Annotated in this window: 14 protein-coding genes; 5 read left to right on the top strand and 9 right to left on the bottom strand. The window is 37.6% G+C overall.

Annotated features, from left to right (window positions below):
• Positions 1 to 79 precede the first annotated feature (79 nt).
• From RBL01_RS03545 to RBL01_RS03530, 4 genes are all read right to left on the bottom strand, one after another.
• Positions 80 to 979 (bottom strand): RsiV family protein, encoded by a 900-nt coding sequence (locus RBL01_RS03545; RefSeq protein WP_002304565.1) that lies wholly within the window; start codon positions 977 to 979, stop codon positions 80 to 82.
• Between the two features lie 16 nt (positions 980 to 995).
• Complete coding sequence (locus RBL01_RS03540) at positions 996 to 1,502, bottom strand: RNA polymerase sigma factor (protein WP_002295126.1); 507 nt, start codon at positions 1,500 to 1,502, stop codon at positions 996 to 998.
• Positions 1,503 to 1,690: 188 nt separating this feature from the next.
• Positions 1,691 to 2,311 (bottom strand): DNA-directed RNA polymerase subunit delta, encoded by a 621-nt coding sequence (gene rpoE / locus RBL01_RS03535; protein WP_002304561.1) that lies wholly within the window; start codon positions 2,309 to 2,311, stop codon positions 1,691 to 1,693.
• A gap of 75 nt (positions 2,312 to 2,386) precedes the next feature.
• Complete coding sequence (locus RBL01_RS03530; protein ID WP_002327754.1) at positions 2,387 to 2,824, bottom strand: DUF1934 domain-containing protein; 438 nt, start codon at positions 2,822 to 2,824, stop codon at positions 2,387 to 2,389.
• Between the two features lie 162 nt (positions 2,825 to 2,986).
• Between RBL01_RS03530 and RBL01_RS03525 the strand changes: the two genes are divergently transcribed.
• Genes RBL01_RS03525 through yidA form a run of 3 tightly spaced genes read left to right on the top strand, consistent with a single transcriptional unit; the run spans position 2,987 to position 5,996 of the window.
• On the top strand, positions 2,987 to 3,817 hold the full coding sequence (locus RBL01_RS03525) for a lipoate--protein ligase family protein (RefSeq protein ID WP_002295123.1): 831 nt from the start codon (positions 2,987 to 2,989) through the stop codon (positions 3,815 to 3,817).
• Complete coding sequence (locus RBL01_RS03520; RefSeq protein ID WP_002304556.1) at positions 3,801 to 5,168, top strand: HD domain-containing protein; 1,368 nt, start codon at positions 3,801 to 3,803, stop codon at positions 5,166 to 5,168. Before RBL01_RS03525 ends, RBL01_RS03520 begins: the two co-directional genes overlap by 17 nt.
• An 18-nt stretch (positions 5,169 to 5,186) precedes the next feature.
• Positions 5,187 to 5,996: a sugar-phosphatase gene (gene yidA / locus RBL01_RS03515; protein WP_002295119.1), complete on the top strand. Its 810-nt coding sequence runs from the start codon at positions 5,187 to 5,189 to the stop codon at positions 5,994 to 5,996.
• 42 nt (positions 5,997 to 6,038) lie between these two features.
• On the opposite strand, the gene RBL01_RS03510 is transcribed toward yidA, so the two are convergent.
• Entirely contained in the window at positions 6,039 to 6,482 is a 444-nt protein-coding gene (locus tag RBL01_RS03510; RefSeq protein ID WP_002312217.1) for an NUDIX domain-containing protein, read from the bottom strand.
• A gap of 133 nt (positions 6,483 to 6,615) precedes the next feature.
• Here RBL01_RS03510 and RBL01_RS03505 point away from each other — a divergent pair, with 133 nt between their 5' ends.
• Positions 6,616 to 6,987 (top strand): VOC family protein, encoded by a 372-nt coding sequence (locus RBL01_RS03505; protein WP_002327753.1) that lies wholly within the window; start codon positions 6,616 to 6,618, stop codon positions 6,985 to 6,987.
• 168 nt (positions 6,988 to 7,155) lie between these two features.
• On the opposite strand, the gene RBL01_RS03500 is transcribed toward RBL01_RS03505, so the two are convergent.
• Both RBL01_RS03500 and RBL01_RS03495 read right to left on the bottom strand, forming a co-directional pair.
• Entirely contained in the window at positions 7,156 to 7,938 is a 783-nt protein-coding gene (locus RBL01_RS03500; protein WP_010721982.1) for a PhzF family phenazine biosynthesis protein, read from the bottom strand.
• Positions 7,935 to 8,906, bottom strand: coding sequence for an ornithine cyclodeaminase family protein (locus RBL01_RS03495; RefSeq protein WP_002334119.1), 972 nt, complete (start codon positions 8,904 to 8,906; stop codon positions 7,935 to 7,937). Before RBL01_RS03495 ends, RBL01_RS03500 begins: the two co-directional genes overlap by 4 nt.
• Positions 8,907 to 8,997: 91 nt before the next feature.
• On the opposite strand from RBL01_RS03495, the gene RBL01_RS03490 reads away from it, so the two are divergent.
• The gene (locus tag RBL01_RS03490; protein ID WP_002304550.1) at positions 8,998 to 10,392 is read left to right on the top strand and encodes a PLP-dependent aminotransferase family protein; all 1,395 of its coding nucleotides are present in this window, start codon (positions 8,998 to 9,000) and stop codon (positions 10,390 to 10,392) included.
• 191 nt (positions 10,393 to 10,583) lie between these two features.
• Here RBL01_RS03490 and RBL01_RS03485 read toward each other — a convergent pair whose 3' ends face one another.
• Together RBL01_RS03485 and RBL01_RS03480 are read right to left on the bottom strand one after the other, a co-directional pair.
• On the bottom strand, positions 10,584 to 11,939 hold the full coding sequence (locus RBL01_RS03485) for a TrkH family potassium uptake protein (RefSeq protein ID WP_002304549.1): 1,356 nt from the start codon (positions 11,937 to 11,939) through the stop codon (positions 10,584 to 10,586).
• Between the two features lie 29 nt (positions 11,940 to 11,968).
• On the bottom strand, positions 11,969 to 12,604 hold the full coding sequence (locus tag RBL01_RS03480; protein ID WP_002295103.1) for a V-type ATP synthase subunit D: 636 nt from the start codon (positions 12,602 to 12,604) through the stop codon (positions 11,969 to 11,971).
• Between the last annotated feature and the right edge of the window lie 6 nt (positions 12,605 to 12,610).

The following is a 12,610-nucleotide window of genomic DNA, read 5'->3' as shown; positions in this document are numbered from 1 at the left end:
TTCTCTTTTTCTCTTCTTATTATTTACTTGACTTGTACTTACTTGAAAATTGAAACTGCTAGTCGCAACTACTTCTCGTCTAATGATCCAAATAATCTTCCGATGCCAAAATCGTTTTTGTCACGGACTTAGGAATGACAAATTCTGGTGTACCCATATAACCAGGAGCAATTTCGTATTGAGAAAAAGTCAAAACTAATTGATGCTCTTTGTTCAAATAAAAACTTCGTGTAGGCGTAACAAGTGTTGGTTTTTCTATCGTCCCTTCTTGAATATCTTGCTCAGTCCAATAGTACTTAGATGGATCTTCCTTGACTTGTTCGGCCATCTGCCGTTTGACTTCTTTTGTCAAAACAGATAGATAAGTGTCATCTTTGAATAAAAGTGGAAGTGAGAGCTGGACACTGTTTTTCTTGTCGATTGTGTCGTATCTTTTTTCAACATGGCTATCTGCTGCTGTTTGGGTGATCTGCCTTTCAATCACGAGAAACCGGTTATCGTCTACGATTTTCTGATAATCTCCCAAAACTTGGTAATGATCCGTTTCAAAATTTCCATATTCTTTTTCAGCTTTTTCAAAATCTGCTTGTCCTTCGCGAAAGTATTTTTGATTTAATCCATGAATTGTTTTATTTTCTTTCTCATTTTGTGTATTGATCTTCGGTACCTGAATATCGATTTTTTCAGATCGATCAGTAAAGCGTTCGCCTAAGATCAATTCAATGACTGATCCTAAGATGGGTAAATCTTCTGCAAAGCTTCGAACTTGACTATTAAAAAGAAGGCTACTTGTTGTAATCATTACGATAGCCAAAGATACTCCGAACCCTTGGAGACGTCTCTTTCTCCGCCTTGCTTTTATAAATGATTGCTCTTCGATAATAAAACGCTGGCGGATCTCCTCTTTAAGCCCTTTGGGAATTGCTTGTTCTTTATAAGTTTTCTTTAGTTTTTTTAAATTTTCTTTTTGGGAATACATGGCACTCTTCTCTCCTTCATTCTAGGATTTGACGTAAAGCATTCAATGAGCGGTACATTTTCGTTTTAACTGTGTTTTCATTCATATCCAAGATAGTTGCAATTTCTTTCAAACGAAATCCTTCAAAAAAGTAGAGGATCAGAATCTCTTTTTCCGGACTGTCTATTTTATCTAAAATCATATGGAGCTCTGCAACGGAAGTTTCTAAAGGTAACTGTTGGGGGATATCTTGAATTTCAAATAAGTCCACAGGCGTCCTTTTTTGTCTGCGCCAACTATCTAATGCCGTGCGGATCAATATCCGATAAAACCATGCACTAAAATGCTCGATCTCTTTTTCTTTTTCAAAATAGTTCAAGGCTTTATGAAAACTATCTTGCATCACATCTAAGGCCTCTTCTTTATCATGTACGTAATTCATCGTGATACGGAACATTTTTTGATAATCAGTTTCGATGAGTCCATTCAGCAGGTGACGGTATTTTTCGATCTGCCGTTTTTTCTTATATCCAGTAAAAATCATTCTCCACTCCTTTCTGCCTCACTTAATATGACGTACAAGGTGCGCTAAAAGTTTCAATTTTTTTATTTTTTATGTATTTACTTGGGATTTTTATATACAAAAAAGAAGGTGTGACAAAAATCGTGTCACACCTCCTTATTCTGATAGGCTGATCGTCTCTGTCACAACCTCTCGTAAGAAAATAATGTTTATTCTTTTTCAGAGTCAGAAAATTCTTCCTCTTCATAATCTTCATCATCATCGTCTTCGTCTATGATACTTAAATCTTCTTCGATATTTCCTGGCAAGTCTTCTTCATCATCTGTCGGGTCATCTGCTCCGATTTCTTGCAAGTCAGAATTATAAGCAGCGATTTCTTCATCTTCATCATCATCGTCATCAAACAGATCATCGTCATCTTCTTCTGTCAGATCTGTATCTTCTGGGTCATCGTCATTGTAATCGATCGCGTCTTCATCATCATTGATAAAGGCGTTGACTTTCTTGCGTTTACGGCGACGTGGAGTATCTTCATCCTCTTCGTCCATTCCATGGTTTACTTCTTCATCGATCGAATCGATAGCATACCATGAACGCAAGCCCCAACGATTATCCCCTAATGAGATAAAGCTGCCGTCAATATTCAAGTCAGTATAAAATTGTGCGAGTGAATCACGAATTTCACTGTCTGATTTCTCAAGATAGTTTTGGATCTGGTTAGCTAAATCAGAAAAATCCATGACATCGCCACGTTGTTCTAAGATCGCGTGTGCTACTTCGATCATTGATAATTCGCTTTTGTTTGCACCTTCAAATACACTAATTTCCAATCAGGACACGTCCTTTCACAGTCTACTCCTTATCATACAAAATCAGACACAAAAAATCAAACTTTTCTTTTATATTTACGCTGTAAAATCCAAGGTCAAATAATATTCGCCGATTTTTTCCGGTCCCATGAACAGATCATAATCGATTCGAACCTTCCCTGCTGTGGGACGGTCTTTCAAACTAACATGCAGTTCTTTCGTAAAAGTAGCAATCTGGATCATACCGTATGGTATTCGATAGGATGTTTCTAACCGTTCTTTATAGCCAAATTTCAAACGCATCCGCATTTCTCCTGCACGGATCAGCTGTACATGACCATCTGGAACTAATTTGATCGTTACAGGAATCTCATCGCCCGTCTCCTCCTGAATCTCTTTATAACGTATGTACAGCGTATCGCCAATTGTCACCATTTGCCCTTTCAAATCAAAATAAAAATCTTGCACTTCCCCTTGCTGTTTTACTTTTGTACGCAATTTGATTGAAATCGGTGTTCCTTGTGATAATTCCATTATTCATTCTCCTTTACTTCTCATAGCTACATTGTTCCTAGTTTCTTTTGTTTTGTCAACCAACTTGTCCATTTTTACAGAAAACCTTTTTTCCAAAACAACTCTTTGATTTTAGAGTATAATATTGTAGAAAATATGAATTTATACAAAGGAGCCGGTTGAATGAACCCTGCGATTCGACTAGATCAGCACATTTATCAAAAAAACGACTTTTCCCCTTTTGCATTAACAGATATATTAACGGAATATTCTAAAGAACACCAGCAAATCTTTTTACATTTCTGGCAATATGACTGCACAGTCATCTTAGGTATGAAGGATGTTCGAACTCCTTTTCTAAGTGACGGGATCCAAACACTGAAAGATGCAGGTTACGCTCCAGTGATCAGAAATTCAGGTGGATTAGGGATCGTATCAGATGAAGGAATTTTAAATATTTCTTTGATTTTCCCTCAAAGTGACACAAAAAAAATAACCATAGATGACGCTTACGAGCAAATGCTCCTATTGACTAAATACGCTTTTCCAAAGGCACCGATACAAGCATTCGAAATCACCCATTCTTATTGTCCTGGAACTTATGATTTAAGCATCCATGGCAAAAAATTTGCCGGTATCGCTCAGCGTCGGATCAAAAATGGGATTTCTGTTATGATGTACTTAAGTGTCAACGGTAATCAGGAAAAACGCGGGCAAGTCATGAAGCGATTTTATCAATCTGCTTTAAAAGAAGACTTTGGTACAAATGGCTATCCTGCAGTGGATCCTGCTACAATGGCAACACTTGAAGAACTGCTTGACCAACCCCTTTTTGTAAAAGAAGTCAAAGAAGCATTTGCAAAAGCTTTTGAAAAGCTGTATTCTGCAAGTGATTTACAGGATTCTACCGACTGGCTAAAAAAAGAAATCCAGCTGGAGCAATGGAACAACCAAATCCAGAGAATGGAACAACGTAATAACATAAAGGAGCTACATTATGACAACCCCTTATAAATATCAAATGCTGCCTATGGAAAAAGTTTTTCGTGATCCAGTCCATAACTATATCCATGTCCAGCATAAAGTAATCTTAGATTTGATCAATTCGAAAGAAGTCCAACGTTTACGACGCATTAAACAATTAGGCACTTCTTCTTTCACTTTTCACGGAGCAGAACATAGCCGTTTTACCCATTCATTAGGCGTTTATGAGATTTCAAGACGAATCTGCGATATCTTTTCTCGAAATTTTTCAAAAGAAAAAATAGGCAACGGAGGCTGGGATGATCAGGAACGGCTGGTGACTTTATGTGCGGCACTGTTGCATGATGTCGGTCATGGTCCTTACTCTCATACATTTGAACATATCTTCCATACGAATCATGAAGCCATCACTGTAGAGATCATCACTTCTCCAGAAACAGAAGTGTATCAGATTCTTAACCGAGTAGAAGAAGGTTTTCCTGAAAAGGTAGCTAGTGTGATCCAAAAAACTTACCCCAACCCACAAGTTGTCCAAATGATTTCTAGTCAGATCGATGCAGATCGAATGGACTATTTGCTTCGGGATGCTTATTTCACTGGAACAGAATATGGAACATTTGATCTTACCCGAATATTACGTGTGATTCGTCCTTATGAAGGCGGGATCGCTTTTTCCATGAGTGGCATGCATGCAGTGGAAGATTATATCGTTAGCCGATATCAAATGTATGTGCAAGTGTACTTCCATCCTGTTTCCCGTGGTATGGAAGTGATTTTGGAGCATCTGCTTCATCGCGCACACGAGTTGTATCAAGAAGATGCCAGCAGTTTTGAACTCCATTCTCAATTACTTCTGCCATTTCTTGACGGAAGCTTTACTTTAGAAGAATACCTCAAACTTGATGATGGGGTCTTGGGCACTTACTTTACTCAATGGTCTGAATCTGCTGATCCTATTTTAAATGATTTAGCTAAACGTTTTTTGAATCGTAAACCACTGAAATCTGCTACTTTTTCTGGCAACCGGGATTCAAAATTAGTCCAAGAACTCACTTTGTTAGTAGAAAAGGTTGGCTATAACCCTGTTTATTACACTGCTGTGAATTCTAGCTACGATCTGCCTTATGATTTTTATCGCCCAGAACAAGGCAGACATCGCACACAAATCGAGATTTTGCGAAATGACGGAACTTTGATAGAATTATCACAGGTTAGTCAGCTTGTTGCTGCATTAGCGGGACAAGAACAAGGAGATGAGCGATTTTTCTTTCCAAAAGAAATGGTTGATCCGTCCTTGCGTGATCATTATGATTTATTTGACGAAACTTATCAAGAATTTGCCAGCCATATCCGTAATGGCGCATTGATTGAAATAAATTAAAATATATTGGAGGAAATTATGTCTATCAAACTAGTCGCTATCGACATCGATGGTACTTTATTAAATGAGAAAAGAGAAGTAACAAAAGAAGTAAAAGAAGCGATTGCCGCTGCTGTTGCAAAAGGTGTTTCGATCGTTTTATGCACTGGCCGTCCCTTACCAGGTGTCCAGGAACAGTTAAACGAGTTGAACCTTTTTCAAGATAATGATTACGTTATTACTTATAACGGGGCACTCGTACAACAAACGAAATCAGGTAAAATCATCGCCCGTCACGGACTGACTCATGAAGATTTCCTAGAGATCGAAGTGATGGCACGCCGTGTCGGCAGTCATCTCCATTCGATCGATGACAAAGCGATCTACACGCCTAATCGAGATATCAGCGCTTATACGATCCACGAAGCAAGTTTAGTCAAGATGCCGCTAAAATATCGAACACCTGAAGAAATGACACCAGACATGAACATCGTCAAAATGATGATGATCGACGAACCAGAAATTTTAGATGCAGCAATTGCGCGTTTACCGCAAACTTTCCGTGATAAATACACAACGGTCAAAAGTGCGCCCTATTACTTCGAAGTACTAAATAAAGAAGCAAGTAAAGGTGCGGCAGTTGCGAATCTCGCACAGCACCTTGGTATTGATCAAGATGAAATCATGGCTATCGGAGATAACGAGAACGACTTATCCATGATTGAATATGCTGGTCTAGGAGTAGCAATGGGAAATGCCGTTTCTCTTGTCAAAGAAGCAGCAAATGTCATCACTTCATCAAACGACGAGCACGGTGTAGCTGAAGCAATCAAAAAATATGTACTGTAATAAATAAAAAAACTGAGAGAAAGCTGATCTACTCGCTTTCTTTCAGTTTTTATTTTTTTCGATCCATCTCTCGACTGCCCATCGGTGGCTACCACGTTTCAATTTCACAAGCGCTTCTTGAGGGCTCACCCACCAAATTTTATTGGTCTTTTCAGTTGGTTCTCCTATACGCTTCCAAGAATCAGCAACAAAGAAATATCCTGGATTATAATAATAAGTTGCACGATAATTCGAGTAAAAATACTCATCAGCTTCTCCCAGATAAGAAGAAATTTCTGCCACAATTCCCATTTCTTCTATCAGCTCACGGACAATCGCTTCTTCTTTCGTCTCTTCTCCTTCGATTTCCCCACCAGGAAGGAAAAAAGCACCATTTGGAGCCTCGATCACCGCAATCCGCTTGTCTCTTTCTATGACAATATATGCTGCATAACGGGTTTGATAATTAGCAGATTGCTTTTTTTCACCAAAAATTGGTTTATCCATGAATTGTTTCCACCTTAACAGTATTATTTTCTATCCATTTTACATGAGAAATTTCTCATGAACAAGCACAAATCAACTATTTCCTTACTTCTTTTTGTTATGATTGAGTAAAAGGAAAAGGAGAGATGAATTTATGAAAATGGCTCACACATGTGTTCGGGTGAAAGATCTTGAAGCATCAATCGAATTTTATCAAAAGGCATTTGGTTTTGAAGAAAGCCGCCGCCGTGATTTTCCAGAAAACAAATTTACACTTGTTTATTTGACACTTCCTGGAGATGACTATGAATTAGAGTTGACTTACAACTATGATCATGGTGCGTATGATCTAGGAGACGGCTATGGTCATATCGCTATTGCAGCTGATGATTTAGAAAAATTACACGAGCAACATAAAGCTGCAGGTCTTGAGATTACTGACTTAAAAGGATTACCTGGCACTACGCCTTCTTACTACTTTGTCATTGACCCTGATGGTTATAAAATCGAAGTCATCCGAGGATAGTTAGTATGGGGCATTTTACTCTTGATTGAATAAAAAACAAACACCAATAATTAAAAAAAGACGCAAACTTTTCATTAAATTGAAAAAGTTTGCGTCTTTTTTTAACAACCATTGTAGCTATAAGGCTGCCACTCTCCACCAATTTATTTTTAATTCATTTGAAAGAAATCAAATAAGCGAGGTACCTTTAGAAAACAAAACTGCTTTTCCTCCTATTATCACACGATCTTCTTTTAATTCACATTCTAGATCCCCGCCCCTTGATGACATTTGATAAGCTGACAATTTTGTTTTATTCATTCTTTCTGCCCAATAAGGAATAAGATTAGAATGTGCTGATCCACATACTGGATCTTCATTGATTGTTAATTTTGGAAAGAAGGTTCTAGAAACAAAGTCTTTTTGCACACTTTCTGCTGTCACGATGACTCCTATTCCTAATTCAAAATTTTTGATAGCTGTAAAATCTGGCTGCAATTTAGCCACCGTTTTTTCATCTTCTAATACGAAAAATAAATCACGTGCTAAGTAGGCTTCTTTAATCTTAGCCCCAATTGCTTCTTCATATTCAGTCAATATCGGCACTTTTTTCGGCATAATACTAGGAAAATCCATGTAATAATAATCTTTAATTCTTGTCACAAATAGATTACCGCTTTGAGTAGAAAATTTAATCGTTTCATCAGGTATTTTGTAATAGTTAAATAAAACAAATGCTGTTGCTAATGTCGCGTGACCACAAAGATCGATTTCTCGATCTGGCGTAAACCATCTAAGCTCAAATTCTTGGTTTTTCTTCACTGTAAATGCTGTTTCAGATAAATTGTTTTCAATGGCAATTTTTTGCATCGTACCTTCTGGCAGCCATTCTTCTAGCACATAAACCGCTGCTGGATTTCCTTTGAACACCTCATCTGCAAATGCATCAACTACGTAATAATCTAAGTTCATTTTAAAGCCCCTTTCTCTAATTTGTTATAAATATATTCTGCACAACAAAGATCTTCAATAGCTAGACCAACTGCGTCGAAAATCGTCGGCCTCGATTCTCCTTTATAAAATGTTTTTTTCTCAGAAACTAATTCGCCTAATGTACCAACAATACAAGATTCCTCTAAATCTCCTTCTGCCATGGCTATAAGCAGGTCCCCGCTTTCTGTTAAGGCAGCTGAGTAATCATCTACATAGATTTGAGAAGTTTCCATCAACGATGTACTTATCTCTCTTGTATCAGGAGTAAATGTGCCCACAGCATTGATATGTGCGTCTTCCCTTACCCACTCTTTTTGAAGAAATGCCTCTTTACTAGAGGTCAACGTACAAATGATTTCCGCTGGACGTACTGCATCTTCTACTGATATTGCATTTATAAACGTTATTTTAGGATACTGTTTTTTAGCTTTAGCGATAAAAGTATTTCGTCTTTCTTCTAAAATATCGTAAACAAACACTGTAGTGATGGGACGAATGGTAGAAATCGCAGTCAAATGCGACAATGCTTGTTGACCAGCTCCAATTAAAGCAAGTGTTTCTGCATGCGGATTTGCTAAGTAATCTGTTGCCAGCGCAGATACAGCAGCTGTTCGAATCCAGGTGACTGCATTTGCGTTTATCAATGCTTTGGGTAGTCCGTTTTGAGCATCAAACAAGAAAATCTCTCCTAAATGAGAAGGTAAATGATACTGATGATTATCCGGAAAAGCGGTAATGACTTTTGTTCCAAAATATCTGTTCTCCCCCAAATAAGCAGGCATCATCGCAAACATATTTTTGTCTTTTCCGTCAGGTAAAATTTCCACCAATCGAGGATTTTGGCTGATTTTACCACTTTCATAATCAAAAAAACATTTTTTCATTACTTGAATCGCTTCTTCAAAACTAAAAGAAGCTACTACTTCCTCAAAATTAATAATTTTCATAGACAATTCCCTCCTCACAAAAGATTAACTTCTAAAATCAATACAATCAATGGCAAAATTGTATGGTATACAATTTTAAGGAGTGGAGAAAATGCCTATTAATTCTTATGACAATTACCCGTTAACTTGGCGACCAGACAAACAAAAATTGAAGCGTCCTTATTATCGATCGTTGATTCAACAATTAGAACAAGATATTTTAAAGAATAAATTACAGAAAAACACTCAGTTACCCTCCCAAAGAGAGCTAGCTGATTATTTAGATTTAAATTTTACTACCGTTGGCAAGGCTTATAAATATGGAATTGAGAAAGGTTTGCTGTATACGAATATTGGAAGTGGCACATTTATTTCTCCCAATGTCTTTGAGTCCATCACCATCTCTACCAATGAAGTAACCGAACATATCATTGATTTTGGTCTGGTTAGTTCTTTTGAAGAATGTAATAAATTCGTTGTCCCGTTTATTCAATCAACTAGTAATAACCCAAATCTTGTTGGTTTGCTTAATTACCAAGATCCCAAAGGCACAAATTTTCAATTGACTACTGCAGCAAATTGGTTAAAAACTCAAGGAGTCATTCCGTCCTTAGAATCTCTATCTATTGTTTCCGGTGTTCAAAATGGATTGGCTATCACACTTTCTGCACTTTTCTCTCCAGGTGATAGAATAGCAACAGACCGATATACATACGCTAATTTCATTGAATTGGCTCAGTTATATCATTTAGAGATCGTTCCAATTGATTTTGACGAGCAAGGAATGCGACCTGATATATTGATTCAGGAATGTAGAAAAAAGAAGATTCATGGTGTCTTTCTTATGCCTTCTTGTAATAATCCTATAGGGTTTCAAATCTCTCACAAAAGACGAGAGCAATTAGCCGAAGTGATTGAAAAAGAAGGTCTATGGGTTATTGAAGATGATATCCATTCATTTTTAACAACTTACTATCAACATACGATCATTCCTCCTTTCCAAAAATTATTACCTAACCAAACAATCTACTTAGCTGGAATGACAAAATTTATTTGTTCTGGATTGCGAGTTGCTTATCTTGTAGTTCCAGTACATGTCCAAAACAAGATAGAACAAGCAATTTTTAATATAAATGTGAAAACTTCTGGATTAGATGTGGAAGTCATCACTCAAATCCTCCATTCAAATGAAGCAAATAGGATCTTAGAAACTAAATTAAGTCTTACGAAAAGAGCCAATCAGCTTTTTGATTCTCTTTTCAAAGTAGAAAAACCAACGAATCGTGTCCCTTACTATCGAATTCTTCCAGTTGATCCTGAGATTGATCCTAAGATAATTGAGAATGACTTTCTTGCTAACGGTATCCGACTTTATCATTCCAGACGCTTTACTACACGTGCGCAACCAGATGCATTCGTTCGAATTTCCCTATCCTCTAATAACCTTGAAATTTTAGCTTCTGGACTAAGTATCGTAAAAGAAAAAATAAAAAAATATGAATTATAACCTATTGATAAATAAAGGAATCAAATCTTATTGATTCCTTTCAATAAAAAAGAGGCACTACCCGAGGTTCAACAACGGGTAGTGCCTCAAAAAATAAACGAACATTTTGCACTTAAAGTATCCAAGAAGCAAGAAAAATTATTTTATTTTCTTATTTTACTAAATCACTAGGTTTCTGTCAGAAGATGAAATTATCCAATCATGACACTTTCTTCTGGATATTTGTATTTTGATTGTGTTCTTTGTGCTTTTGTCATCAGAGAGAAGACCACAGTCAATACACCAACTCGTCCAATGTACATAAGCGCTATAATGATCAATTTCCCTATTGCAGTCAAGTCTGGCGTCAATCCCATCGTAAGACCTACTGTACCAAACGCAGAGAAGACCTCAAAAGCAATATATTCGATGCCAGAAGTTTTAGGTATCGTTTCAGTCACCGATAAAATCATGATGGCGACTACACACAACGTCAACGTAACAAAAAATAAAGTAAGTGCCCGCAACACTGCGCCTTGTCGGATGGTACGGCCAAATGCTTCCGCTCTCGTACGTCCTTTAAGCATCGAACGCATCTGGATCAGCAACACACCTAACGTAGTTGTTTTCAATCCGCCGGCCGTCGACCCAGATGTTCCACCGATGTACATCAAAAACATCGTTAAAATCAGACCTGCATGGCTCATATGGAGGTAATCAACTGAATAATATCCAGCCGTTCTAGGTGTCACACTCATAAAAAAGGTGTTTGCCAATCGTTGAAACATATTCCCTTCCACTAGCGTTTCCCCATTGCGCTCTGTGAAAAAGAACACAACGAATCCGCCTAATAAAAGGGTACCTGTAACGGTTAATGCGATTTTTGAATGAATCGTTATCTTCTTTTTCTGATGATATTCCAGTAAATCACGCCATACGATGAAGCCTAACCCGCCAGAAATGATCAAAGCAGATACCACCATGATCAAATAAACATTTTGCTGGTGATTGGCTAAACTGTCTCCTAACAAATCAAACCCTGCATTACAAAAACTAGAGATTGCATGGAACAAACTGTACCAGATACCTTTCAACCAGCCAAATTCAGGCACGAATACAAAAGATAAAGCAACCGTACCAATCAGTTGGATCACAAAGGCCAATTTCAGGATGTAAAGCATGAGCTTCATCACACCTGATACTTCTTCTAGATTCAGCGCTTCTTTTAATATAATACGTGTGCTGAGACTGACTTTCTTCTTTATCAATGCAAAGCATAGAATCGGAACCATCATAAAACCAAGACCGCCGATCTCAATCAAAAGCATGATCAAAAATTGACCAGCACTGTTCCAATGCTCTGCTGTATTCAATGTTGTCAATCCCGTCACACAGACAGCAGAAGTTGCAGTGAAAAGCGCATCGATAAAATTTGTCCCATGCCCACTATTACTAAAAAATGGTAGGGTAAGTAGGCCGCCGCCAACTAAAATCAGGAGAAAAAATCCTAATGCGAGAAGCTGAACAGCCGGCAAGCGTTTCTTTATTTGTTTGCTTTGTTTAATCATCGTTTTCCTCTTTTAAAAAAGGATACCACTTAGTCAGTGGTACCCATATTTTTTACTTTGATCAACCTTGTTACTTCTGCGCGCTCGTTTTCTTCCAGCTTCATACGAATATAATAGATCGTTTCTTCTAATTGAGGGATCGTCATATATTCTAATGCATTGACTCGCCGACGTGTCTTTTCGATTTCACTCGCCATCAGTTGACAAGTTTTTTCGATTTCTGTCAGTTCCAAAAGTTTTGGAAGCAGGGTAGTAAACCGATCGATTGACCGATCCAGTTCGGCACTGGAATTCAAATACCCGTATTCCAAAGGTGTGTCTGTCAGCTGTTCATCATATTCAAAATTCATCACAGGTACTTTTACACTCATGATATTTTTGTCTACGATAGACAAATCAACGTTTTCCGCCGGCAAAACAAATAATTCTTCGATGAAAGGCTCCGTGATCGAAGCATTTGCCAATACAAAATCAGACATTGCTTCTGTCATAGACTCTTCCATTTCTTGACGCAGCTGGTTGTTCTTTCGAATCAACAGGATGAATTGACGCATCAGTTCATCTTGCTTATCTTTTAATAATTTATGCCCTCTTGTGGCAGTTGTCAACTGTTTTTTCAATCGAGTCAATTCCATGCGGGTCGGATTCACATTCAATCGTGCCATCAGAAC

The organism is Enterococcus sp. SB12 (assembly GCF_030910025.2).
Lineage (GTDB): Bacteria > Bacillota > Bacilli > Lactobacillales > Enterococcaceae > Enterococcus_B > Enterococcus_B faecium.
This window is presented reverse-complemented; position numbering and strand designations above follow the sequence as displayed.

Bases quoted from the DNA above. Each gene is read 5' to 3' on its own strand.
- RBL01_RS03490 (WP_002304550.1), top strand. From the start codon at position 8,998: ATGCCTATTAATTCTTATGACAATTACCCGTTAACTTGGCGACCAGAC.
- RBL01_RS03495 (WP_002334119.1), bottom strand. From the start codon at position 8,906: ATGAAAATTATTAATTTTGAGGAAGTAGTAGCTTCTTTTAGTTTTGAA.
- RBL01_RS03520 (WP_002304556.1), top strand. From the start codon at position 3,801: ATGACAACCCCTTATAAATATCAAATGCTGCCTATGGAAAAAGTTTTT.
- RBL01_RS03545 (WP_002304565.1), bottom strand. From the start codon at position 979: ATGTATTCCCAAAAAGAAAATTTAAAAAAACTAAAGAAAACTTATAAA.
- RBL01_RS03505 (WP_002327753.1), top strand. From the start codon at position 6,616: ATGAAAATGGCTCACACATGTGTTCGGGTGAAAGATCTTGAAGCATCA.
- RBL01_RS03480 (WP_002295103.1), bottom strand. From the start codon at position 12,604: ATGGCACGATTGAATGTGAATCCGACCCGCATGGAATTGACTCGATTG.
- RBL01_RS03510 (WP_002312217.1), bottom strand. From the start codon at position 6,482: ATGGATAAACCAATTTTTGGTGAAAAAAAGCAATCTGCTAATTATCAA.
- RBL01_RS03540 (WP_002295126.1), bottom strand. From the start codon at position 1,502: ATGATTTTTACTGGATATAAGAAAAAACGGCAGATCGAAAAATACCGT.
- RBL01_RS03485 (WP_002304549.1), bottom strand. From the start codon at position 11,939: ATGATTAAACAAAGCAAACAAATAAAGAAACGCTTGCCGGCTGTTCAG.
- RBL01_RS03525 (WP_002295123.1), top strand. From the start codon at position 2,987: ATGAACCCTGCGATTCGACTAGATCAGCACATTTATCAAAAAAACGAC.
- RBL01_RS03500 (WP_010721982.1), bottom strand. From the start codon at position 7,938: ATGAACTTAGATTATTACGTAGTTGATGCATTTGCAGATGAGGTGTTC.
- RBL01_RS03530 (WP_002327754.1), bottom strand. From the start codon at position 2,824: ATGGAATTATCACAAGGAACACCGATTTCAATCAAATTGCGTACAAAA.
- yidA (WP_002295119.1), top strand. From the start codon at position 5,187: ATGTCTATCAAACTAGTCGCTATCGACATCGATGGTACTTTATTAAAT.